Annotated in this window: 16 protein-coding genes and 1 tRNA gene; 9 read left to right on the plus strand and 8 right to left on the minus strand. The window is 71.0% G+C overall.

From position 1 onward, the window contains the following. The first annotated feature begins 49 nt into the window (after positions 1-49). Positions 50-1,432, plus strand: a complete 1,383-nt coding sequence (gene radA, locus AB0M73_RS08660) for a DNA repair protein RadA (protein WP_363888650.1) — start codon at positions 50-52, stop codon at positions 1,430-1,432. On the opposite strand, the gene AB0M73_RS08665 is transcribed toward radA, so the two are convergent. Together AB0M73_RS08665 and AB0M73_RS08670 are read right to left on the minus strand one after the other, a co-directional pair. Then, complete coding sequence (locus tag AB0M73_RS08665) at positions 1,433-2,470, minus strand: CU044_5270 family protein (protein WP_363888652.1); 1,038 nt, start codon at positions 2,468-2,470, stop codon at positions 1,433-1,435. Continuing rightward, positions 2,457-2,762, minus strand: a complete 306-nt coding sequence (locus AB0M73_RS08670; protein WP_363888653.1) for a sigma factor — start codon at positions 2,760-2,762, stop codon at positions 2,457-2,459. The genes AB0M73_RS08665 and AB0M73_RS08670 overlap by 14 nt, the downstream gene beginning before the upstream one ends. A 62-nt stretch (positions 2,763-2,824) precedes the next feature. Between AB0M73_RS08670 and AB0M73_RS08675 the strand changes: the two genes are divergently transcribed. Next, complete coding sequence (locus AB0M73_RS08675; protein WP_363888655.1) at positions 2,825-3,724, plus strand: MBL fold metallo-hydrolase; 900 nt, start codon at positions 2,825-2,827, stop codon at positions 3,722-3,724. A 200-nt stretch (positions 3,725-3,924) separates the two neighbouring features. Here AB0M73_RS08675 and otsB read toward each other — a convergent pair whose 3' ends face one another. The 3 genes from otsB to AB0M73_RS08690 form a co-directional block, all read right to left on the minus strand. Continuing rightward, positions 3,925-6,459 carry a trehalose-phosphatase gene (gene otsB, locus AB0M73_RS08680; protein WP_363888657.1) on the minus strand — a complete coding sequence of 845 codons (2,535 nt, stop codon included), beginning with the start codon at positions 6,457-6,459 and terminating at the stop codon, positions 3,925-3,927. Positions 6,460-6,530: 71 nt separating this feature from the next. After that, the gene (locus AB0M73_RS08685) at positions 6,531-7,958 is read right to left on the minus strand and encodes a trehalose-6-phosphate synthase (protein ID WP_043719834.1); all 1,428 of its coding nucleotides are present in this window, start codon (positions 7,956-7,958) and stop codon (positions 6,531-6,533) included. A gap of 242 nt (positions 7,959-8,200) precedes the next feature. Next, the gene (locus AB0M73_RS08690) at positions 8,201-9,559 is read right to left on the minus strand and encodes a threonine/serine exporter family protein (RefSeq protein ID WP_363888658.1); all 1,359 of its coding nucleotides are present in this window, start codon (positions 9,557-9,559) and stop codon (positions 8,201-8,203) included. Between the two features lie 305 nt (positions 9,560-9,864). Between AB0M73_RS08690 and AB0M73_RS08695 the strand changes: the two genes are divergently transcribed. The 6 genes from AB0M73_RS08695 (at position 9,865) to AB0M73_RS08720 (ending at position 19,040) form a co-directional block, all read left to right on the plus strand. Then, a tRNA-Thr gene (locus AB0M73_RS08695) sits at positions 9,865-9,937 on the plus strand. 514 nt (positions 9,938-10,451) lie between these two features. Beyond that, entirely contained in the window at positions 10,452-11,045 is a 594-nt protein-coding gene (locus AB0M73_RS08700; RefSeq protein WP_363888660.1) for a hypothetical protein, read from the plus strand. Between the two features lie 28 nt (positions 11,046-11,073). Then, positions 11,074-11,970 carry a hypothetical protein gene (locus tag AB0M73_RS08705; RefSeq protein ID WP_363888662.1) on the plus strand — a complete coding sequence of 299 codons (897 nt, stop codon included), beginning with the start codon at positions 11,074-11,076 and terminating at the stop codon, positions 11,968-11,970. 145 nt (positions 11,971-12,115) lie between these two features. Further along, entirely contained in the window at positions 12,116-14,314 is a 2,199-nt protein-coding gene (locus tag AB0M73_RS08710; protein WP_363888664.1) for a hypothetical protein, read from the plus strand. 123 nt (positions 14,315-14,437) lie between these two features. Beyond that, entirely contained in the window at positions 14,438-16,705 is a 2,268-nt protein-coding gene (locus AB0M73_RS08715) for a hypothetical protein (RefSeq protein WP_363888666.1), read from the plus strand. 70 nt (positions 16,706-16,775) lie between these two features. Next, positions 16,776-19,040, plus strand: a complete 2,265-nt coding sequence (locus tag AB0M73_RS08720; RefSeq protein ID WP_363888668.1) for a hypothetical protein — start codon at positions 16,776-16,778, stop codon at positions 19,038-19,040. Here AB0M73_RS08720 and AB0M73_RS08725 read toward each other — a convergent pair. Genes AB0M73_RS08725 through tdh form a run of 3 tightly spaced genes read right to left on the minus strand, consistent with a single transcriptional unit; the run spans position 19,016 to position 22,121 of the window. Continuing rightward, positions 19,016-19,912, minus strand: coding sequence for a LysR family transcriptional regulator (locus AB0M73_RS08725; protein ID WP_363888670.1), 897 nt, complete (start codon positions 19,910-19,912; stop codon positions 19,016-19,018). The two genes, AB0M73_RS08720 and AB0M73_RS08725, sit on opposite strands and share 25 nt — an antisense overlap. Next, positions 19,909-21,090, minus strand: a complete 1,182-nt coding sequence (locus AB0M73_RS08730; protein ID WP_363888671.1) for a glycine C-acetyltransferase — start codon at positions 21,088-21,090, stop codon at positions 19,909-19,911. The genes AB0M73_RS08725 and AB0M73_RS08730 overlap by 4 nt, the downstream gene beginning before the upstream one ends. Then, on the minus strand, positions 21,090-22,121 hold the full coding sequence (tdh, locus tag AB0M73_RS08735) for an L-threonine 3-dehydrogenase (protein WP_363888673.1): 1,032 nt from the start codon (positions 22,119-22,121) through the stop codon (positions 21,090-21,092). The genes AB0M73_RS08730 and tdh overlap by 1 nt, the downstream gene beginning before the upstream one ends. 141 nt (positions 22,122-22,262) lie before the next feature. On the opposite strand from tdh, the gene AB0M73_RS08740 reads away from it, so the two are divergent. Continuing rightward, on the plus strand, positions 22,263-23,399 hold the full coding sequence (locus AB0M73_RS08740; RefSeq protein ID WP_363888675.1) for a DUF4190 domain-containing protein: 1,137 nt from the start codon (positions 22,263-22,265) through the stop codon (positions 23,397-23,399). Positions 23,400-23,420 lie beyond the last annotated feature (21 nt).

Raw genomic sequence — 23,420 nt, forward strand, 5'->3', positions numbered from 1 at the left:
GGGGTGGCTCGCTCGCGAAACTGTCAGACCTGGTCGCTAGCGTTGGCTCGTGGTCAACAAGGCGAAGCCGGCGAAGCCCAATTATCGGTGCGCGGAGTGCGGCTTCGAGGTCGCGAAGTGGGTGGGGCGCTGCCCGGAGTGCCAGGCGTGGGGCACGGTGGAGGAGCGGGCGCCGGTGCGCGCGGGGCTGGCGCGGATCGCGGCGGGGGCGCCGAGCTCGCCGGCCCGGCGGATCTCCGAGGTGGACGTCGAGGAGAGCAAGGCGCGGCCGACCGGGGTGGACGAGCTGGACCGCGTGCTGGGCGGGGGCATCGTGCCGGGGGCGGTGGCGCTGCTGGCCGGGGAGCCGGGCGTGGGCAAGTCGACGCTGCTGCTGGAGGTGGCCCACCGCTGGGCGGAGAAGGGCGACTCGGGCCCCGTCCTCTACGTGACGGGCGAGGAGTCGGCGGGCCAGGTGCGGCTGCGGGCGGAGCGCACGGGCAACCTGCACCCGGAGATCTTCCTGGCGGCGGAGAGCGACCTCTCGGCGGTGCTGAGCCACGTCGACGAGGTCAAGCCGGGCCTGATGATCGTCGACTCGGTGCAGACCATCCAGTCGACCGAGGACACGGGCGTGGTCGGCGGCGTGACGCAGGTGCGGGCGGTGGCCTCCGCGCTGATCGCGCTGGCCAAGGAGAACGGGCTGCCGGTGGTGCTGGTGGGCCACGTCACCAAGGACGGCTCGATCGCGGGCCCGCGAGTGCTGGAGCACCTGGTGGACGTGGTGCTGCAGTTCGAAGGGGACCGGCACAGCACGCTGCGCCTGATCCGGGGCGTGAAGAACCGGTACGGCCCGGCGGACGAGGTGGGCTGCTTCGAGCTGCGCGACGACGGCATCGCGGGGGTGCCGGATCCGTCGGGTTTGTTCATGAACCGCAAGGACGTCGGCGTGGCCGGCACGGCCGTGACGGTAGTGATGGAGGGGAAGCGGCCGCTGCTGGCCGAGGTGCAGGCGCTGGTGTCGAAGACCGGCCTGCCGGCCCCGCGGCGGGCGGTGAGCGACCTGGATTCGGCCCGGCTGGCCATGATCCTGGCGGTGCTGGAGCGGCGCGGCCGGGTGCGGCTGACGGATCAGGACGTGTTCTCGGCGGCGGTCGGCGGCATGCGCATCACCGAGCCGGCGGCCGACCTCGCCATCGCGCTCGCGGTCGCCTCGGCCACGGTGGACGCGGCGTTGCCGGCGGACGTGGTCGCGGTGGGCGAGGTCGGCCTGGCCGGAGAGATCCGGCGGGTAACCGGCGTCGGGCGTCGCCTGGCCGAGGCGGCTCGGCTGGGCTTCACCCGGGCGCTGGTCCCGCCGGACTCCGGCCCCCTCCCCCCGGAGATCAGGGCCCTGGTCGTGCCGGATCTGGGCGCGGCGTTGCAGGTGCTCTACGACGTCGCCAAGAAGTGATCACCGCGGCGTGACGCCCAGCGCGTCGACAACTCCATAACGCATGGCGGAGAACAGGAACACGGAACCGTTGGCCGCGTTGAACTGCCGCTCGCCCAGATAGGTGCCATCGACCGGGTCGATCAGGACCTCGTCGGTGACGCCGTTGGTGACGACGCTGATGGCGAAGCCGGCCTTGCCGTCCAGGTTGGCCACGTCGCGCAGCCCGTACGCGCCGGGCAGCTGGGCGATGGCCTGCCACAGCACCTTGCGCACGTCGACCGGGAAGATGCCGGTCTTCAGGGCATAGACGGCGTAGTAGAGCGGCGCGATCCCGTGGCCGGCGGCCGAGGTGTCGGCCATCAGCTTGGCCGCCATGCCCTCCGGGGTCTTGGGCAGGCCGGCCAGCCAGTCCGGGTTCGGCGAGAGCCAGCCGCCCTTCTGCTCCGCGCACGGTAGGTGCCCGGTGACCTGAGGGTTCACCGAGTCGAAATCGGCGCAGCCGGCCCGGACCTCGTTGGGGTGCATGGAGAACTTGTCCTCCGGGCCGACCGCGGAGATTACGCCGTCCGCGTACTTGGCGGTCTGGGTGCCGAGCGGCCCTTCCTGGCGCAGCCACTGGTCGGTCCACCTGGCCGGCTGCCAGGTGGCCGTGGCCTGGTCGGTCAACGGCTTGTCCGGGTTGCCGTCCGCGCCGCCGGCCCACAGCTGGTCCCGCACATAGCGGAACTGCCCGGGGGCCACGGTCGGGTCGCTGTAGTGGATCTGGGACAGCAGCTGGGGCAGCGGCATCGGCGACGGATGCGCCGCCGGCGTCGTGGTCGACGTCGTCGGCGGGGCGGCCGGCTGCGCGGTGTGGGGTCGCAGCACCAGCACGGTGCTCACGAGCGCGGCGGCCGCCGCGGCGGCGACGATCGGCAGCCACGGGCGGCGAAATCGGCGCTGAGGAGTGGGGTTCAGCACGCGTTCACGGGCGACGGCCAGGCCGTTCGGGGTGGGGTGCACGTCGGCGTGCAGCTCGGACAGGGCCTGGTCGAGTTCCTCGTCAGTCCACAGCATCGGATCCTCCTTGGCTGGTTCGCAGTGACTTCCGCACCCGGTGCAGGCGCAGCAGGTTGGTGGCGATGCCGTACAGCCACGGCCGGACCGGAGCCCGGCTCGGGTCGTAGCGGGACAGGCTGGTCATGGCCACCAGGAACGTCTCGGCGACCGGGTCGTCCGCGGTCTCCGGGCCCATGCGGCGCGCGAGGTAGCGCAGCAACGCCGGCGCGTGCTCGTCGTAGAGCTGGGCGATCACGTCAGCCGGCGCGGGATCCGGCTGTTCGTGTTCGCCCGTGTCGTCTTTCGACATCGTGGTCACATCTCCAGTTGCCCGGAGCGGACGGCCGCGTTCACGGCTGGGAGACTGAGGGAATGTCGCATTCCCCATTGGTGCACGTCCTCGGCCCGGCCACCCGCGCCTATGAGCAGCCGACCGGTGGCTGGTTTCTGAACAACGCCGGCTGGGTCGTCGGCGACGAGCGCACGCTCCTGGTCGACACCCTGGCCACGGAGGCCCGCACGGCCGCGCTGCTGGAGGCCGTCCACGCGGACACCGGACGCCCGGGCCACAAGATCCTGGCGGCGATCACCCACTGGCACGGCGACCACGCCCACGGGGCCAACCAGGTCGTCGCCGCCGGCGGTCGGATCGTCACCACCGCGCACACGGCGCAGATGATCGAGGCCGGGCCGCACCTGTTCGAGCAGGTCTTCGACTACGACGGCTGGGGCGACGTGGCGCCGCCCAAGATCAACATCGTCGTCTCCGAGCCGGGGCCGGTGAATCTCGGTGACGTCAGCGCCGACATCCTGCCGGTGCCGTGGGTCGCGCACACCGGCGGCGACCTCGTCGTGCACGTGCCGTCCGACGGCGTGCTGTTCACCGGCGACCTGGTGTTCGTCGGTGTGGTGCCGCTCGTGATGGCCGGCACCGCTGCCGGCTGGGTCCAGGCCCTCGACTGGCTGGGCACGCTGGAGCACCAGCACCTCGTGCCCGGCCACGGCCCCATCCAGGGCGCCGACTCGACGGCCGTCGCCGAGCTGCGGGAGTACCTGAGCTGGCTGCTCGACGTGACGGCCGTGGACTCCCCGGACTTCGCCGCACTTGACATCCAGGCGCGGGAGCGCTGGGGGACGTGGTCGGAGGGCGAGCGGCACGCCGTCAACCTGCTCAAGACCCACGCCGACCAGCATGGGGCCCAGATCGACGTCGTCGCGCTGGCGACGGCCATGGTCAAGCAGGCGGGCGGCCCGATCAAGCTCGACATCTGAGGTTGTGCACAGTGATCCACAGTTGTGCACAACCTCTGTGCACAACCCTGTGGACAACTGTGCGCAGAGGCCTCCGGTACCGCTTTCGCGCCGGTGACCGACCGTAGTTTCCGTCGCCGCCGACCCGCCCTTGAACGCCGGGAAGGGGGCTTTCCCACACTCGGAGTGGAGGAAAGCCCCCTTCACGGCTTCACTGAGCGTTACTGGTGTGAGGCCAGCAGCTGTGCACAGCGGATCAGGCCCAGGTGTGAATAAGCCTGGGGATGGTTGCCCAGCGAGCGCTCCGCGATGGGGTCGTACTCCTCGGGCAGCAGACCCGTCGGACCGGCGCAGTCGACGAGCTGCGCGAACAGCTCCTCGGCCTCGGTGCGCCGCCCCGAGAGCAGGTACGCCTCGATCATCCACGCCGCGCAGAGGTGGAAACCGCCCTCGTCGCCCGGCAGGCCGTCGTCCCGGTGGTAGCGGTAGACGGTGGAGCCGGAGCGCAGCTCGGCCTCGATCGCGGTGACCGTCGACTGGAAGCGCTCGTCGGTCGGGTCGATCAGGCCGGTCAGGCCGACGTGCAGGGAGGCGGCGTCGAGGTCGGTGCCGTCGTACGCCGTGGTGAAGGCGCCGACCTCCTCGTTCCAGCCGTTCTTCAGCACGTCGGTGGCGATGGCGTCACGCAGCGCCGGCCAGGAGGGGTCGAGCTCGCGCCCGTAGCCCTCGGCCAGCTTGACCGCCCGGTCGATGGTCATCCAGCACATGACCTTCGAGTAGACGTTGTGCCGCGGCGCGTGCCGCTCCTCCCAGATGCCGTGGTCGGGCTCGTGCCAGCGGCGCGAGACGGCCTCGGCCATGGCCTGCACCATGCGCCAGTCGTCGTCGGTGATCTTGCCGCGGGCCTCGGTCAGCTTGGCCACGAGATCGACCACCGGGCCGAACACGTCCAGCTGGACCTGCTGGTTGGCCAGGTTGCCGACCCGCACCGGACGCGAACCGGCGTAGCCGGGCAGCGTGTCGATGACGGCCTCGGGACCGAGCGTGGTGCCGTGCAGCGTGTACAGCGGGTGCAGCCGCTCCGGGCCGGGCAGCGTGGCCAGCACGCGGTGCACCCAGCCCAGGTAGGACTCGGCCTCGCTGGTGGAACCCAGCGACACCAGGGCCTGCGCGGTCAGCGCGGCGTCACGCAGCCAGCAGTAGCGGTAGTCCCAGTTGCGGACACCGCCGATCTCCTCGGGCAGCGACGTGGTGGCCGCGGCCATGATCGAGCCGGTCTCGGAGTGCACCAGCCCGCGCAGCGTGAGCGCCGAGCGGACGACGAGCTCCTTCTCCACCGGCGGCACCGCGAGCGTCTCCACCCACTCCGACCAGTAGCGGCCGCTGCGGCCGCGCCGCTCCGACTCGCTGACCGGGTTGGCCGACAGGTCGTCGGTGCCGCAGCGCAGTTCCAGCACGACCGGGGAGTCGGGGCCGGGCGAGACGATGGCGGTCGCCGTCTCGTGCTGGCCGTCCGAACTGATCTCCCAGGTCACGCCGGGCGAGCGCAGCACGATCGGATCGCTGGTGCCGACCACCCGCAGGCCGTCGTCCTCGGCGATCAGCGCGACCGGCACCTGCCCGAACTCGGGACGCGGCGCGAACTCGATCCTCGCCGTGGTCGCGCCGGAGATGACCCGGGTCAGGTCGGTCCGGTGCGGCGCGCTGTAGTGGTCCAGGTAGTCGGTGACCAGCAGCCGCGACCAGCGCGTCTCCACGGTCATCGTGTTCGGCAGGTAGCGCTGGCCCAGCGGCAGGCCGTTGCGCTCCGGCTTGATCGAGAACACGCCCGCGCCCGGGCCGCCGAGCAGGTCGGCGAACACCGCGGCCGAGTCCGGCTCCGGGTGGCACAGCCAGGTGATCTTGGCGTCCGGCGTCACCAGCGCCACCGAGCGCTCGTTGGCCAGCATCGACAGGCGCTCGATCGGGGGTGCCTGCTCGCCGTACAGCCAGGTGCGGCGCTCCTCAAGGAGGAACGCGAGCACGGTGGCCACGGCGACCGTGTCGGTGATCTTGTAGCCGGCCAGGGTCTCGCCGTCGCCGACGTGGATGCCCAGGTCGGGCCCGGTGAGCCGGGCGAAGGCCTTCTCGTCGGTGACGTCGTCGCCGATGAACACGGCGGCGGTCGCGCCGACCTGGTGGCGCAGCACGTCGAGGGCGTGGCCCTTGTCGGTCTGCACCACGGCCAGCTCGATCACCGCTTTGCCCTCGGTGACCTGCACGCCGTCCCAGGCGGCCGGGCCGGAGCGGACGGCGTCCAGCACCCGCGCGCCGATTTCGGGGGCGGCGCGGCGGACGTGCACCGCGATGCTGGCCGGCTTGGTCTCGAGGTGCACGCCCTCGGCGTCGGCGACGAGGTCGTCCAGGGTCTGTTCGATGCGCCGGTGCAGCGCCTTGGCGTCCGCGTCGAGCGCGTGCACGAAGCCCACGTCGAACTCGGAGCCGTGGCTGCCGACCAGGTGCACTTCACCGGGCAGGCGGGACAGTGTCGCAAGGTCGCGAAGGGCGCGACCACTGATCACCGCCGCCGTGGTCTCGTGGAGTCCGGCCAGCGAACGCAGCGCGCCGACCGACTCGGTGGACGGGCGGGCTTGCTCGGGGTCGGACACGATCGGGGCGAGCGTTCCGTCGTAGTCGCACGCGACGAGCAATCGCGGCGTTCGTGCCAACTGCACGAGCGCGCGACGGAGCTCCGCGGGGAGGGCCTCGGCGGTCACGCGCCTCCTCCTCAGGCTTTCGGGGGATTTTCGGGGTATTCAGCTGTGGGCCACACTGGTACTGAATTGAATCAGTTCGGCGACGCGGATCCGAGAGCCTCGAGGAACGACCGCGCCCAGCGGTCGACGTCATGGGTCAGGACCTGACGGCGCAGTGCGCGCATCCTACGGCGGCCCTCGGCCGGATCCACGGTGAGGGCGGCGTACAACGAGTTCTTCACCCCGTCCAGGTCGTGCGGGTTGACGAGGAACGCGCTGGTGAGCTCCGAGGCCGCGCCGGCGAACTCGCTGAGGACCAGTGCCCCGCCGAGGTCGTATCGGCAGGCCACGTACTCCTTGCAGACCAAATTCATACCATCTCGGACAGGCGTCACGATCATCACGTCCGCGGCGCTCATGAACGCGCACAGTTCCCGCCTGTCCACCGATTGGTGAAGATAGTGCACGGCGGGGTGACCGACCCGGGCGAACTCGCCATTGATTCGCCCCACCACCTGTTCGATCTCGCCGCGCATCTGTTTGTAGTGCTCGACGCGTTCCCGGCTGGGCGTGGCCAGCTGCACCATCACCGTGTCCTCGGCGGTGATGCGCTCCTCGGCCAGCAGCTCGTGCAGGGCGTGCAGCCGCACGTCGATGCCCTTGGTGTAGTCGAGCCGGTCGACGCCGAGCATGATCCGCTTGGGATTGCCCAGCTCCTCCCGGATCTGCTTGGCCCGGGCCTGGGTCTCCCGGCTGCGGGCGATCGCGTCCAGGCCGGCGGCGTCGATGGAGATCGGGAACGCTCCCACCCGCACCGTGCGGTCACCCACCTGGACGACACCCGGACGGGTCCGCACGCCGACCGCGCCGCGGCTGGGCTCCAGCCCGACCAGCCGGCGGGCCAACCACAGGAAGTTCTGCGCGCCGCCGGGCCGGTGGAAGCCCACCAGGTCGGCGCCGAGCAGGCCGCGGATGATCTCGGTCCGCCACGGCAGCTGCATGAACAGCTCCACCGGCGGGAACGGGATGTGCAGGAAGAAGCCGATCCGCAGGTCGGGCCGTTGCTCCCGGAGCAGCTGGGGGACCAGTTGCAGCTGGTAGTCCTGCACCCACACGGTCGCGCCCTTGGCGGCGATGGAGGCGCAGGCGTCGGCGAACCGGCGGTTGACCTTGACGTAGCTCTCCCACCAGGACCGGTCGAACACCGGCGGCGCCACCACATCGTGGTAGAGCGGCCACAACGTGCCGTTGGAGAAGCCTTCGTAGTAGTCGCGGACCTCGGCCGCCGACAGGCCGACCGGGTGCAGCCGCAGGCCCTCCTCCTCGAACGCCTCCACCTCCGCGTCGGCGACGCCGGGCCAGCCGACCCAGGCGCCGCTGCGCGAACGCAGGAACGGTTCGAGCGCGGTGACCAGGCCACCGGGGCTGTGTTTCCACCGCTGGGTGCCGTCCTCCATGCGTTCCAGGTCAACCGGAAGCCGGTTGGCCACGACGATGAAATCCGAGCCGTTGGTGCTCAACGGGGTGACGCCTCCTCGACAGGTGCTCGCGGCGCTGCGCCTCCCGAGGCTAACCAGCTTCGGCGTAAGGCGCGTCCTGCCGACGGGGCTACCCCCGAGTGGCAACCGTCACCCGGGCCCAATCTTCGACCCGGCAATGGTATGCGGGATCGAACTAGTGAAAGGACCATTACTGGCGTTCGGTGCGTGGAATGCCCCCTTCCACACGGTGGCAGGGGTGGGGGCGATCGGGATTGGTTCGGTCAGTTGGGGGTGCGGAGGCGGCGTTCCAGACGGCTGAGGCGGGTTCGGACCGGGTGGGCCAGGAATTCGCCGAGCACCATGCCGGCGGCCAGCGCGAGGCCGATGCCCATGGCCAGCACCAAAGTGGACAGGCCGGCCACATCGCCCTGCACGGTCAGTTGGTACAGGCCCCGATATGTGGTGAGGCCGGGCAGCAGCGGCGTGAGGCCGGAAATGCCCACGACCAGCGGCGGAACCCGCAGCCGGCGGGACAGGAGCTGGCCGCAGAAGCCGATCAGCACGGCCGCCAGCGCGGAACCGGTCAGGACGTCGGCGCCGGCGGCCTGCAACGTGCTGTAAGCACCGACACCCATGGCGCTGGAGACGCCGGCGACGAGCAGCGCCCGCGGCTGGCCATAGCTGGCGAGGGCGAAGAACACCGCCGCGGCGGCGCCGGTGACGATCTGGATGGGCACCGTGCCGAAGCTAAGCGGCGACACCGGCGCCAGGGTGGAGCCGATCCCGAAGCGCACGCCGATACGCAGCGCGAAGGCGACGCCCGTGATGAGGCCGACCGACATCAGCAGCGTCTCCATCGTGCGGCCGGAGGCCGTGACGTTGTAGCCGTTGATCGCGTCCTGCACGGAGCTGACCACCGACAGCCCGGACAGCAGCACCACGATGCCGGCCGCGACCACCAGCGACAGCTGATTGGGCGGCACCAGGCCCGTGGCCGTCGCGACCAGCGCCCCGGCCGCCCCGAGCGCGCCACCCGCCACCTGCTGGAAGAAGAACGGCAGGTTGTACCGGTTGAGAATGCGGCCGACCCGGTCCACCACCGCCGTCACCACGGCCGCGACCAGCGCCATCATCGGGCCGCCGCCCAGCAGCAGGGCCACCGAGGCGGCCATCGCCGCCCACGCCGTCGTCGCCAGCCAGCGCGGATACGGGTGCTTGGCCGTGCTGATCGCGTCCAGCTCGGCCGAGGCATCCTCGGCCGACGCCCGGCCGGCGATCACCCGCCGTAGCAACGCCTCCAGAGCAGCCAGCCGGGTGTAGTCCAGGCCCCGCGAGCGCACCACCCGCATCGACGTCACCGGCGACGCCGCCGTGCCGCGATGGCAGCAGACGGAGATCGAGATGAACGTCACATCCACCTCGCACCGCGGCAGCCCGTACGCCGACGTCACCCGTACCAGCGTCGACGCCACATCCGCGGCCGCCGCCCCACTGGCCAGCTGCACCTCGCCGATGCGCAGCGCCAGATCCAACACCAGGTTCACGGTCGCGTCCGACGGCAGCTCAGGGCCCACTTCCGCCGGCCCGGCCGTCGTCGCCGGCACCGCCAGCCGACGCCGTCGCCACAAGCTCGCCCGCATACCCGGGGTGTGCCGCACTGCCCGTTCCTCCTCGATCGTCCGTACGCAGGATCGGTCCCATTCACCCAACCGTTGCAAGGGCGGCGACGTGGTCTCCGACACGCTCCGCCGGGTTACCCCGATCGGCGGACCCCGACCACCCACCGTGCCCGTCGCTTCTGCCCAGGTCAGCGCGGGTACGCACCACCCGGGCGGCTGAGGCGACCTCCAGAAGGAGGAACCCGGTTCTACCCTGAGCAGACCAGAAGACGCAGGTGATGCCAGCGTGAGGCATTTACCATTACCCCCGGCTGTCACACGGTCATGCCGGCGTAGCTCAATTGGCAGAGCACTCGCCTTGTAAGCGAGGGGTTGCGGGTTCAAGTCCCGCCGCCGGCTCGGACTCTGGGCTCGCCATGCCTGCGGAGAGCGCAGGCCTGGTCGTCCTCCGTTCCTTCTGGGGGACGACCCCCAGACCCCCGAAGCGGGGGCTCCGCCCCCACGCCCCCGGGCTCGGCTTCGCCGTCGCGCCTGTCCGGGGGCCGGTTTGCCTGTCGGCTCGGCTTTGCCGTCGCGTTCTACGGCTCGGCTTCGCCATTGCGCTTGTGCCTCGGCTTCGCCATTGGGCCCTCGGCTCGGGTTGGCGGTGTCGACCGCTGGGGGTTGTGCTCGCGCCAGGGGATTTGTCCCTTTTCCTTGGGGTGTGGGGAAACGGTGGTGGTGGGGGGTGGGGCGTGCGATGCTTCGGGCCGGGTCGGGGAGGGTCCATCTCAGGGGGTTTCGTGTCGTTCGCCAGAATCGGGGCGCTGGGCGCCGCAGTGGTTGTGGTTGCGGCGCTGGGGGTGCCGGCGGCGCAGGGGGCTACGGGGCAAGGGCCGGCGGGGCTGTCGCTCACGCGGTGTCGCCTACGCGGGTGCTGGACACACGGGTGGCAGGGCGTCGGATCGAGGCGAACCACGGTCTGAGCGTCGACGTGCCGACCGGGGTGGTGCCGGCGGATGCGGTGGCGGTGGTGTTCAACCTGACCGGAACGGACGTCACCGGGGACACTTTCGTCACGGCTTATCCGGCGGGACAACAGAAGCCGGACGCGTCGAACCTCAACCTGGTCGCCGGCCAGACGGCGCCGAACCTGGTGACGGTGGCACTGAGTCCGGACCGCAAGGTGACGCTGGCCAACGCGTACTCCACAGTGGACCTGATCGCGGACCTCGCGGGCTACTACTCGCCGCAGTCGACGCAGGCCTTTTACCCGGTGTCGCCGATCCGGGTGCTCGACACCCGCTACTTCGACACGGGCGCGTCGCGCTCGCCGCTGGGCAACGACCAGACCCGGCGGGTCCGCCTCGACGGCTGGCTGCCGCCCGGCGCGACGGCGGCGGTGTTCAACCTGACCGCCACCAACGTCTGCGCCCCGACCTACGTCTCCGCGTGGCCGGATGGCGCGGCCCGCTCGGCGGCCAGCAACCTGGACCTGGTGGCCGCCAGACCGCGGCGAACCTGGTGAGGCGCACCGGCCGAGTGTCGCCTACGGCGTGTCCGACGTGGTGGCCACGGCGCAGGACCAGTACCACGTCTACGCGTTGAAGTCCGACGGCACGGTGTGGGAGTGGGGCGGCAACGGGACCGGCGAGCTGACCAACGGGCATCCGGGCGGCGGCGTCGACGTCACGTACCTCGGCAATGGCTTCTACTCGACGATGCCGACCCAGGTGTTGGGCCTGCATGACATCACGGCGATCGTGCCGGGCCACGCGCTGCGCAGCGACGGCACGGTGTGGTCGTGGGGCAGCAACCTGTGGGGCCAGCTGGGCGACGGCCTCCTGGCGTCCAATCTCGACGACTGCTACTCGGACCGCGGCCCGGCCCGGCCGGAGGTCCCGAACTGCGCGTCCGCCACGCCGGTGCAGGTGGTCGGGCTCGGTGACGTGGCCAGGATCGGCACCCGCCTGGCGGTCAAGCATGACGGCACGGTGTGGCAGTTCGGCGGCGTCAACGCCGACTTCACTCCGGAAGCGCCCCATCAGATGACCACGGTGACCGGCGCGGTGGCCGTGGCCGGACAGGCCTACGAGGCCGGCTACGAGACCGCGTACGCGCTGATGCCGGACGGGACCGTGCGGGCCTGGGGCGCGGGTGGCCCCGGACAGCTCGGCAACGGCGGCGACTGCCAATTCGGTGACTGCCCCTCGTCGGCGGAGCCGGTGACGGTCAGCGGCTTGACCGGGGTCACGGCGATCGCCGCGGGCATCCAGGCCGGGTACGCCCTGCGTGCCGACGGCACGGTGTGGGTCTGGGGCTCGGGTTTCAACGGCGCGCTCGGTGACGGCGTCCAGCTCGGCCGCAACGTCAGCGTGCCGGTGCAGGTCCCCGGGCTCAGTGGCGTGACGGGCCTCGGCGACGGCGGCGTCGCGCTGGCGAATCCCTCATAGCTCAGAGAATTCCCCGGGACATCCGGCGTGGCGACGGCCGCGCCGGGTGTCTTTTTCGCGTTGCCGCAGGTAACACGATCGGGTGATACGGAGATGTCGCCTGTGGACGGTCTTTCGATGCCCGTCATCAGGGGTGGAGGTACCTGTGTCAGTAGCCAGACTCACCGCGGCGGCCGCCGTTGCGGTGACAGCACTCTTCGTGGTCGTGCCGGCACAGGCGGCGACGCCGCCGCCGGACTCCGGCACGGTGTTCACCGGGGTGGCGCCGACCCGGGTCTTCGACAGCCGCACCACGGCGAAGATCCCGGCCCACGGCAGCCGGTCGGTGGCCATTCCGACCGGCCTGGTGCCGGCGGACGCGACCGCGGTGGTGTTCAACCTGACCGGCACCGACCCCGACGGGCCGACCTGGCTCGCCACCGGCCCGGGCAAGCAGGGCACGCCGACCACCTCCAGCCTGAACCTGGCGGCCGGCGAGACCAGGGCGAACCTGGTGACGGTCGCGCTGGGCCACGGCGACAGCCCGGGCATCTGGGTGGCCGCCGGCCCCAACGCGGCGGACGCGATCGTCGACGTGGCCGGCTACTACTCGCCCAGCGGCGGCGCGAAGTACACATCCCTGACGCCGCAACGGGTTCTCGACACCCGCAACTCCGCGCCGCTGGGGCAGGGCGGCACCGTGACGCTGGACCTGTCGTCGAAGGTGCCGGCCGGCGCCACCTCGGTGGTGTTCAACCTGACCGGCACCGACGTCACCGGCCCGACCTTCGTCACGGCCTACCCGGACGGGGCGGCCCGGCCGGACGCGTCCAATGTGAACCTGGTGCCCGGCAAGAACACCCCGAACCTGGTGACCGTGCGGGTGAGCGCCGATCGCAAGGTGGCGCTGACCAACGCGTGGTTCTCGACCGACGTCGTGGTGGACCTCGCGGGCTACTACTCGCCGGACTCCACGCAGGCGTTCTATCCGCTGCTGCCGGGCCGGGTGCTCGACACCCGCAACGCCGACGGCTCGCCGCGCGACCCGCTCGGGTCGGGCGAGACGCGGACGCTCAACCTGTACCCGTGGGTGCCCTACGGCGCGACGGCGGCCGTGATCAACATGACCGGCACCGACGTCACCGGCGACACCGTGGTCACCGTGTGGGCGCACGGCGGCGCGCAGCCCGGCGTCAGCAACCTGAACCTGTTGCCCGGCCAGACCTCCGCGAACGCGGCCATCGCGCCGCTGCCGCCGTTCGACCAGGACCGCGGCATCAACATCAACAACCTGCGGGGTTCCCTGGACGCCGTCGTCGACCTCGCCGGTTACTTCGCCCCGGCGCGGCCGGGCTGCACCAGCAACTGCGTCCTGGCCACCGGCGCCAACGACGTCGGCCAGGCCGGTGACGGCACGACCGACGCCGGCAACCGCACGGACGCCAAGGTGTACGGCCTGTCCGGTGTCACGGCGATCGCGAACACCGACCAGAACGGCTACGCGCTGCTGGGTGACGGCACGGCGTGGACGTGGGGCGCGAACGACCGCGGCCAGCTCGGCATCAGCTACGCCGGCAACGGCGAAGGCCCGCTCGGGCAGCGCTATTTCGCCACGGTGCCGACGCAGATCCTCAGCAACAGCACCATCAAGCAGATCTTCCCCGGCATGGCCCTGACCGCCGACGGCCAGGTGCTCACCTGGGGCGGCAACGAGTCCCTCCAGTTGGGCAACGGAAATCCGGACGTCAACTACTTCCAGACCGGCGTGGGCACCATGCTGACCGACGTCACCGCCATCTCGGAGTACCGCAACGGCTCGGGCGGCGTCACCCGGTACGCGCTGAAGAGCAACGGCACCGTGTGGAGCTGGGGCGACAACACCCGTAGCGCGCTGGGCAATCACGATGTCGTCGGCAACAGCGCCTCGCCGGTCCAGGTGTTCGGTCTGTTCGGCTGCACCGGGCTCGGCGCGCGAGTGGTGCTCTGCCCTCCGGCCACCGAGGGCGGCGTGCAGACGCTGTGGCGTTGGGGCGCAATAGGGTCGGGCCAGCAGGACAGCCCGACGCAGCTGCCGCTCGACGGCATCACCGGCTCGATCGTCTCGGTGCAGCGGGACAACGGCCCCAACGCCCGGACCCGGGCGATCCTGTCCGACGGCACGGTGTGGCAGTGGCCCGACAACGACGCGTTCACCGGCGCCTACGTGGGTGCGCCGGTCGCCGGCCTGAGCTCGGTCAAGGCGCTGGCCACCGGGCACGCGCTGGCCACTGACGGCACGGAATGGGCGTTCGCCGACCTGTCGGCCCCGGTCCGCACCGGTGTCGCCGCGATCGGCGACGGCAGCTCCTACGTGTCGGCCAACTGACCGAACCCTCCCGCCGCGCCCCGCACAGAAGTTGCCCCTTGGGGAGGCAACCCTGGCGGGGCGCGGCGGCGTCTTCTCCATGGCCTACCGACTACCACTCGTGTAGTACAAGGGGGAAACCGCATGTCACGCTTGCTCGTGACGCTGACGACGGCGGCCGTTGTGACGCTGTCGCTGACCACTCCGGCGGCGCAGGCCGCCGACACCCCGGCGCCGTCCGGCCTGGGGTTCACCTCGGTCGACCCGACCCGGATCCTCGACACCCGCAACAATCCGCACAAGGTCAACGCGCACAGCGACATCCAGGTGCATGTGCCGGAGGAGCTGGTGCCGGCCGGCGCGACCGCGCTGGTGTTCAACCTGACCGGAACCGACACCGACGGCGCGACCTGGGTGGCCGCCGGCCAGACCGTCAACACCTCCAACCTCAACCTGGCCGCCGGCGAGACCAGGGCCAACCTGGTCACCGCGGCGCTGGACAAGGGCCTGCTGGACCTGCGCGTCGGCCCAGGCTCGCTGAACCTGGTCGTGGACGTCGAGGGCTACTACTCGCCGTCCGGTGCGGGATACACGGCGGTGGCCGGCCAACGCGTGCTGGACACCAGGACCACCGGCCCTGTCGGTCCACAAGGGACTGTCACGGTCGACCTGTCCGCCCAGGTTCCCGCCGGCGCGACGGCCGCGGTGTTCAACCTGACCGGCACCGACGTCAACCGGGACACCTTCGTCACCGCTTACCCAGCGGGACAACAGAAACCGGACGCCTCGACGCTGAACCTGGCCGCCGGCAAGAACACGCCGAATCTGGTCGCGGTGAAGCTCAGCGCCGACCGGAAGGTCAGTCTCGCCAACGCTTTCGGCAGCGTGGACCTGATCGCCGACCTGGCCGGCTACTACTCGTCGGATTCCGCTTCGCGGTTCTACCCGCTGGTCCCGTTCCGCGCGCTGGACACCCGGGACGCCGACGGCAATCCCCGTGAGCCGATCCCCGCCGGCGGCGTGCACGAGATGAACGTGCGGGGTTGGCTGCCCGACCAGTCGACCGGCGTCGTGCTCAACGTGACCGGCACGAACGTGAGGGCCTCCACCTTCCTCAAGGTGTGGCCGTCGCTCACCCAGCAGCCGGACACCAGCGTGCTCAACCTGGAGCCGGGGCAGAGCTCGGCCAACGCGGCCGTGGTGGCGCTCAGCCCGAGCCATGGGCTGGAGATCGGCAACCTGGCCGGCCAGGTGGACGCGATTGTCGACGTCGCCGGCTACTTCGCGCCGAGTTTCCCGTCCTGCACGGCGAAATGCGTGGTGACCACCGGCTACAACGACCTCGGCTCGCTCGGCGACGGCACGACCGACCGGTGGGTCCCGCACGGCCCGACCACGGTACCCGGCCTCAACGACGTCACCCAGGTGACCTCGTACGAGTGGGTGACCACCGCGCTGACCGCGAACGGCCGGGTCTACGCGTGGGGCGACAACACGCTCGGCCAGCTCGGCAACGGCCTGGCCGGTCGCGCCGACACGCCGGACAGCGTCGGCCCCGAGGCCACGTCACAGGGCTACTACGACCCCGCGCCGGGGCGGGTGCAGATCCTGTCCGGCGTGAAGATCGTGGCCATCTCCCACGGGCTGGCCCTCGACGACCTCGGCAACGTGTACTCCTGGGGCCGCAACACCAGTGGTCGGCTGGGCAATGCCAGGCTGGAGGACTACATCGCCAAGACGCCGGAGCGCATCGACGGTCTGAGCCATGTGACCGCGATCGTGGGCAGCGACCGCAACGGCTACGCGCTGGAGGCCGACGGCAGCGTGTGGGCGTGGGGCGACAACTTCAACGGCCAGTTGGGCACCGGCACGAGCGACCGGGGATCGTCGTTTCCGATCAAGGTCCCGGGTCTGCCGACGGTCAAGGCGATCGCCGGCCCGCTCGCGCTCACCACTGACGGCGCGGTATGGCAGTGGGGCCACTGGCAGGACTCCACGGACCGGGACCTCTCCCCGGTGGCGGTGCCGGGCCTGACCGGGGTGACGGCGGTGGCACGCACGACCGCTTACCCGGTGTACGCCAACTACGCCCTGACGTCCGACGGCAAGGTGTGGGCGTGGGGCGACATGGCGAGCAGCATGCTCGGCGACGGCTCGGACTGCGGCCAGACCGGCTGCGAGCGGGTGGATCCCCAGCAGATTCCGGGCCTGGACTCGGTGACGCAGTTGGCCGGCGGCACGATGTCCGGCTTCGCGCTGCGCACGGACGGCACGGTCTGGGCGTGGGGTCACACCTTCACCGGTGAGTTCGGTGACGGCAGGGGAGTCGAGACCGTGCCGACGCCTCGGAAGATCGAGTCGCTGGCGGGCATCGTGTCCATCGGCGACTCCGGCGCCGCGGTGCGCGGCTGACCAGTGACGGCTAGCGGCGTGGCGGGGCCGTCCACGATCCCGCCGCGCTCGCACGGTGAATGAGGTACGTGTGACATTACGCAGACTCGCCATTCTCTTGACGGCCGCCGCATCCGTGGCGCTGTCCGTGGCCGTGCCGGCGCAGGCGGCGCCGTCACTGTCCACTCAGGACGCCGGGGCGGTGTTCACGGCGCTGCCGCCGACCCGGGTCTTCGACACCCGGACCAGCGGCAAGATCGCGGCACACACCAGTCGGTCCTTCGAGTTCCCGGCCGATCTGGTGCCGGGCAACGCCACCGCCGTGGTGTTCAACCTGACCGGCACCAACCCGGACGGCGCGACCTACCTGAGCACCGGGCCGGGCCGCCAGGGCGAGGGGCCCTCCAACCTCAATCTCGGCGTCGGCGAGACCCGGGCCAACCTGGTCACCGTGATGGAGGGACACGGCTGGGACCACGAGGGCATCTGGGTCGGCGCCGGCCCATTCGCGGCCGACGCGATCATCGACGTGGCGGGCTACTACGCGCCGGGGACCGGCTCGAAGTACACGCCCCTGACCCCGCAACGCATGCTGGACACCCGCGACTCCGCGCCGTTGGGCGCCGGCGGCGCCATCACGCTCGACCTGTCGTCGAAGGTGCCGGCCGGGGCCACCTCGGCGGTGTTCAACCTGACCGCCACCGACGTGACCGGCCCGACCTTCGTCACCGCCTACCCGGCCGACCGGCCACGGCCCGACGCGTCCAACCTGAACCTGGTGGCCGGCAGGAACACGCCCAACCTGGTCACCGTGGCGCTGAGCCCGGACCGCAAGGTCAAGCTGTTCAACGCCTATTCGTCGGTCGACCTGATCGCCGACCTGGCCGGCTACTACTCGCCGCAGTCCACGCAGGCCTTCTACTCGCTGTATCCGACCCGGGCGCTGGAAACCCGGGACATCAACGGCAGTCCCGCCCATCCGTTGCTGGCCGGGCAGCCCCGCCATCTCGACCTGAGTGGCTGGCTGCCGGCCGGCGCGACGGCGGCGGTGGCCAACCTGACCGGCACCAACGTCAGCCGGCCCACGGTGATCACGGCGTGGGCCGACGGCGCGGCCAAGCCCGGCGTCAGCAACCTGAACCTGGTGCCGGACCAGACCGCCGCCAACCTGGCCATCGTGCCGGTCAGCGCGGAGCGGGCCATCGACCTGAACAACCTGGCCGGCCAGGTGGACGCCATCGTCGATGTCGCCGGCTACTTCGCGCCGGCGATTGCCGCCTGCGCCACGAACTGCGCGTTCGGCATCCTGGACAACTTCGGCAACGGGAGCGCCAACGACTACCACTCCGGGCCGAAGTTCGCGTACGGGATCAGCGACGTGAAGTCGATCGTCGGCAGCGTGGACGACTCGGCCGTCTACGCGCTCAAGAACGACGGCACGGTGTGGGCGTGGGGTGAGAACAGCAAGGGGCAGTTGGGCAACGGCAAGTACGGCTACGCCGAGGGGCCGACCGGCCACCCGTACTCCGTCCCCCCGCCGCCGTTCTACTCGCCGCTGCCGGCGCAGATTCCGGGGCTGCACAACATTGTCGCCATCGCCGACGAGATGGCGTTGGACAGCGACGGCCACGTCTACACCTGGGGCGTCAACACCACCTGGCAGCTCGGCACCGGCGCCACCGACAGCAGCCAGATCGCCGCGTCCCCGGTACAGGTGCCGAACCTGAGCGGTGTCAAGCAGATCGCCGTGGCCGAGTCGTACCGCCGCACCTCCGGCATCACGCGGTACGCGATGACCGGTGACGGCAAGGTGTGGAGCTGGGGCGACAACTCCTGGGGCGCACTGGGTATCGGCGCCCACGCCGACCCGAACAAGTGCATCGGCCCTCCGGGGGCTGACCCTTCGTGCGCTTCCGCGGCGCCGGTCCAGGTGGTCGGGCTGTCCGGGTGTGACGAGTTGGGTTCCCGCCTCGTGCTCTGCAAGAGCAACGGCAGTGTGTGGCGCTGGGGTGGGCTGGGCACCGATCGCGAGAACGACAGCCCGGTCTCGCTGCCGGCACCGACCGGCACGGTAGCCCACGTGCAGCGGGACATCGCCGACACCGCCGGCGCGAGGGGCATCCTGTCCGACGGCCGGGTCTGGCAGTGGAACGACGGTCAGAATTACGACGGCGACATGACCGGCGCGCTGGACCCCGCGCTGGCCTCCGTCGCGGCGATCGCCGACGGGCATCCCGACTGGGTGCTCGACACCGGCGGCACGATGTACCAGGTCGGTCACCCGGCGAACAGCCCGACCGTCACCGGGGTCACCGCCATCGGCAACGGCGGCTACGGGGTGGTCGGCACGCCCTGACCGCGCACCAGGGCCGCGAGGACCAGCCGGATCAGCGGGTGGTCCTCGCTTCCCTTGCGCACGGCGGCGAACACCCGGCGCAACGACTGGTTTCCCTTGACGGGAACGGCGACCGCGCCGGGTGTTCGCGTGAAGGCGTTGCGCGGCACCAGGGCCACGCCCGCGCCGGCGGCGACCAGGGCCACGATGGCGCTGAAGTCGTCCGAGGTGTGCCGGATGTGGGCGTCGGAGCAGGCGAGTAAAAGCACGTCACGGCAAGGGTTTCCGGGCAGCGGGGCGATCCAGGCCTCGTCGCCGAGCGTGCTCACGTCCACTTCGGACTTCCCGGCCAATCGGTGATCGGCCGGCAGCACGACGTCGAAAGGCTCGACGTACAAGGGAAAACGCTTGAGCCGGCGGTCGTCGGTGCGTGGCTCGGGGCGGTATTCCTCGGTGATGGCGACGTCGATCTCGCCGTCCAGCAACAACGGCACACTGGCGTGCCCCTCGGCGTCCTGCACGAGCAGCGTCACGTCCGGGGCGCCGGCCCGCAGCGCGGCGACGGCCGGCGCGACCACCTGGGTGATGGCCGAGGCGAAGCTGGCCAGCCGGACGGGGCCGCGCACGCCGGCGGTGAACGCCGCCAGCGTGGCCTCGGCCCGTTCCAGCTCGGCCGCGACGGCGTTGGCGTGCACGACCAGCAGCTCGCCGGCGGGAGTCAGCCACACCCGCCGGCCCTTGCGCCGCAGCAGCTGCTGCCCGGTCTCCGTCTCCAACGCCGCCAACTGCTGCGAGACGGCGGACGCCGTCAGATGCAGCGCCCGCCCCGCCGCGGTCACCGTGCCGTGATCGGCCAGCGCCCGCAGCACCCGCAACCGTCGGGGATCGATCATCCGTCCATCTTGGACCGCGCCGCGACGAAGGCGTCGACCGCGCGGTTGACATCGTCCAGCGAGTGGGCCGCCGACATCTGCGTGCGGATGCGCGCCTTGCCGTGCGGCACCACCGGATACGAGAAGCCGATCACGTAGATGCCCTGCTCCAGCAGCAGATCCGCCATCCGACCGGCCTTCGCGGCGTCGCCGATCATCACGGGGATGATCGGGTGCTCGCCCGGCAGCAGGTCGAAACCCTCCTCGGTCATGCGGCGGCGGAACAGTTCCGTGTTGGCCCGCAGCCGCTCCAGCAGCTCGCCGGACGAGCTGAGCAGGTCGAGGGCGGCCAGCGCGGCGCCGGTGATGGACGGGGCCAGCGAGTTGGAGAACAGGTACGGCCGCGACCGCTGGCGCAGCATCTCCACGATCTCGGCCCGCCCGGAGACGTAGCCGCCGCTCGCGCCGCCCAGTGCCTTGCCCAGCGTGCCGGTCACGACGTCCACCTTGTCGGTGACGCCGAACAGCTCCGGCGTGCCGCGCCCGGTCGGGCCGGTGAAGCCCACCGCGTGCGAGTCGTCCACCATGACCAGGGCGTCGTAGCGCTCGGCCAGCTCGCAGATCTGGTCCAGCGGCGCCAGATAGCCGTCCATGGAGAACACGCCGTCGGTGGCGATCAGCCGGTAGCGGGCGTCCTTCGACTCCTGGAGGATGCGCTCCAGGTCGGCCATGTCCCGGTTGCGGTAGCGCTGCCGCTTGGCCTTGCACAGCCGCACGCCGTCGATGATGGAGGCGTGGTTGAGCTCGTCGGAGATCACCACGTCCTGATCGCCCAGCAGCGTCTCGAACAGGCCGCCGTTGGCGTCGAAGCAGGAGCTGTACAGGATCGTGTCCTCGGTGCCGAGGAACTCCGAAAGGCGGCTCTCCAGCTGCTTGTGGAGCTCCTGCGTGCCGCAGATGAAGCGGACCGACGCCATGCCGAAGCCCCAGCGGTCCAGCGCCTCGTGCGCCGCCTTCACCAGCACCGGGTGGTCGGCCAGGCCCAGGTAGTTGTTGGCACAGAAGTTGAGCACGCTCTCGCCGGTGACGTTGACCCGCGCCGCCTGCGGGCTGCCCAGCACCCGCTCGGCCTTGTACAGCCCGGCCTCACGGATCTCGGCCAGTCCGGCCCGCAGGTCCTCCCGCATCGCGCCGTACATCACTTCTCCGTCCAGTCGAGTAGCACCTTGCCGCAGCGGCCGGCCCGTGTCGTGTCGAAGGCCGTGCGGTGCTCGGTGTAGTGGAACTTGTGCGTGATCACCGGGGCCACGTCCAGGCCGGCCTGCAGCAGCACCGACATCGAGTACCAGGTCTCGAACATCTCCCGGCCGTAGATGCCCTTGAGGTGCAGCATCTTGAGCACCACCGAGCCCCAGTCCACCGGGAACTCCTTGGCCGGCAGGCCCAGCATGGCGATGCGGCCGCCGTGCGACATGTTGGCGATCATGTCCTGCAGGGCGCTGGGCTGGCCCGACATCTCCATGCCCACGTCGAAGCCCTCGGACATGTTCAGCCGGTCATAGGCGTCGGCCAGCGTCGAATCGGCCACGTTCAGGGCCAGGCTCACGCCGACCTTGCGGGCCAGCTCCAGTCGGTGCTCGCTGACGTCGGTGATGACGACGTGGCGGGCGCCGGCGTGCCGCGCGATGGCCGCGGCCATGATGCCGATCGGGCCCGCGCCGGTGATCAGCACGTCCTCGCCGATGACCGGGAAGGACAGCGCCGTGTGCACCGCGTTGCCCAGCGGGTCGAAGATCGCGGCGACGTCCAGGTCCACCTCGGCGCGGTGCACCCAGGCGTTCTGCTCCGGCAGCACCGCGTACTGGGCGAACGCCCCGTTGCTGTGCACGCCCAGGCCCCGCGTGTTGGCGCACAGGTGGCGGCGGCCCGCCTTGCAGTTGCGGCACGTGCCGCAGACCAGGTGGCCCTCGCCGCTGATCAGGTCGCCGACCTTGACGCCCGTGACGTTGCGGCCGGTCTCCACCACCTCGCCGACGAACTCGTGGCCTGCGACCAGCGGGGGCTTCACGTTGCGCGCCGCCCAGTCGTCCCAGGAATCGATGTGCAGGTCCGTGCCGCAGATGCCGGTGCGCAGCACCCGCACCGCCACGTCCGCGGGCCCGACCTGCGGGTCCGGCACGTCGGTGAGCTCGAGACCCGGCGCCGCGTCGACCTTGACCAGTGCCTTCATGGCCGAAGTCTGACCCCACGCCGCTGTGCAGTCCATCGCGACTTTCTGAATTCGCTTGTTAGTGGTATTTCACAGCAGCGGTCGGCGGCGGGGCGGTAGCCTTTGGTCGTCCGTTAAGGGGAGAACGGCGGTATTCCGGACATGTCCACCGAGCCCGAACAGCCCGCGTACCAGAACTATCCGGCGATGCCGCCGGCCCAGGCCTCGCCCTGGGGCCAGGCCACGCCGCCCGGCGCCCACGGTCTGCCCTACGGCACGCAGCCGCCTCATGGCTCGCAGCCCGTGCCCTACGGCTCGCAGCCGGGCTACTACCCGCCGCCCGGCTACCGTCCGGGGGTCAACGGCTTCGCCGTCGCGTCCCTGGTGCTGGGCATTCTCGGCCCCGTCGGCGGCCTCGTGCTCGGTCTCGTGTTCGGCATCATCGCGCTGGTCGACATCCGCCGCACCGGGCAGCGCGGCAAGGGCCTGGCCATCGCCGGCATCTCCGTGTCCGGCGTGTGGATCCTGCTGGTCGGGGCCTTCCTCGTGGTGGGCCTGTTCGCCGCGGCCACCGATCCCGACCGGGCGTCGTCCTCCAGCTACGACATCAAGCCGGGGCAGTGCTTCGACCGGCCCACCACCAGCAAGGGCGCGACCGTCACCGTGCGGGACTGCGCCACGCCCCATGACGCCGAGGCCTTCGCCGTCGAGCCCGTCCCCGGGTCGGCGTACCCCGGGCTGACCGTCGTCGAGTCCCTCGGCAGCCGCAAGTGCCCCGACGACTCCGACCGCTTCCTCACGCCCGGCCTCAACTACCCCGACTTCGCCGTGCACTACCTGTATCCGCAGGAGAGCTCGTGGTCGCGCGGGGACCGCTCGGTGATCTGCTTCTTCCGCCGCGCCGACGGTTTCCCCTTCACCGGGCACGTCAAGGACACCGGGCTGCCCTACACCGCCGACCAGAAGCGCTACCTGGACGCCGTCGCCCCGTACGACAAGATCGTCGACGAGGAGTACGACACCGCCACCTGGTCGGAGGAGCGGGAGGTCGTCGGTCGTTCCGTTGCCGTGCTACAGAAGGAGATCGAGGTCCTCAAGGCCGGGCCGTGGCCCACCAACGCCGAGTCCGCCATCGGCGAGCTCGTCGCGGCCAAGCAGCTGGAGCTGGCCGACCGCCAGCGGGCCGCCGCCGCCACCGACTCCGACAGCATGGACGACGCCCTCGACGACGCCCTCGACCACGACGGCTCCGAGGTGGACCTCACCATCAGGACGGCCCTGCACCTGCCTGCCCGGTGACCCTTGGCTACGCTGTGCCGT

The sequence above is a fragment of the Kutzneria sp. NPDC051319 genome (assembly GCF_040682195.1).
Classification (GTDB): Bacteria; Actinomycetota; Actinomycetes; order Mycobacteriales; family Pseudonocardiaceae; genus Kutzneria.

What these genes read in the sequence shown, in the direction of transcription:
- AB0M73_RS08665 (WP_363888652.1), bottom strand. Translation starts at nt 2,470, where the DNA reads ATGCTGTGGACTGACGAGGAACTCGACCAGGCCCTGTCCGAGCTGCAC.
- AB0M73_RS08670 (WP_363888653.1), bottom strand. Translation starts at nt 2,762, where the DNA reads ATGTCGAAAGACGACACGGGCGAACACGAACAGCCGGATCCCGCGCCG.
- AB0M73_RS08675 (WP_363888655.1), top strand. Translation starts at nt 2,825, where the DNA reads ATGTCGCATTCCCCATTGGTGCACGTCCTCGGCCCGGCCACCCGCGCC.
- AB0M73_RS08690 (WP_363888658.1), bottom strand. Translation starts at nt 9,559, where the DNA reads ATGCGGGCGAGCTTGTGGCGACGGCGTCGGCTGGCGGTGCCGGCGACG.
- AB0M73_RS08715 (WP_363888666.1), top strand. Translation starts at nt 14,438, where the DNA reads ATGTCACGCTTGCTCGTGACGCTGACGACGGCGGCCGTTGTGACGCTG.
- AB0M73_RS08725 (WP_363888670.1), bottom strand. Translation starts at nt 19,912, where the DNA reads ATGATCGATCCCCGACGGTTGCGGGTGCTGCGGGCGCTGGCCGATCAC.
- AB0M73_RS08730 (WP_363888671.1), bottom strand. Translation starts at nt 21,090, where the DNA reads ATGTACGGCGCGATGCGGGAGGACCTGCGGGCCGGACTGGCCGAGATC.
- tdh (WP_363888673.1), bottom strand. Translation starts at nt 22,121, where the DNA reads ATGAAGGCACTGGTCAAGGTCGACGCGGCGCCGGGTCTCGAGCTCACC.
- AB0M73_RS08740 (WP_363888675.1), top strand. Translation starts at nt 22,263, where the DNA reads ATGTCCACCGAGCCCGAACAGCCCGCGTACCAGAACTATCCGGCGATG.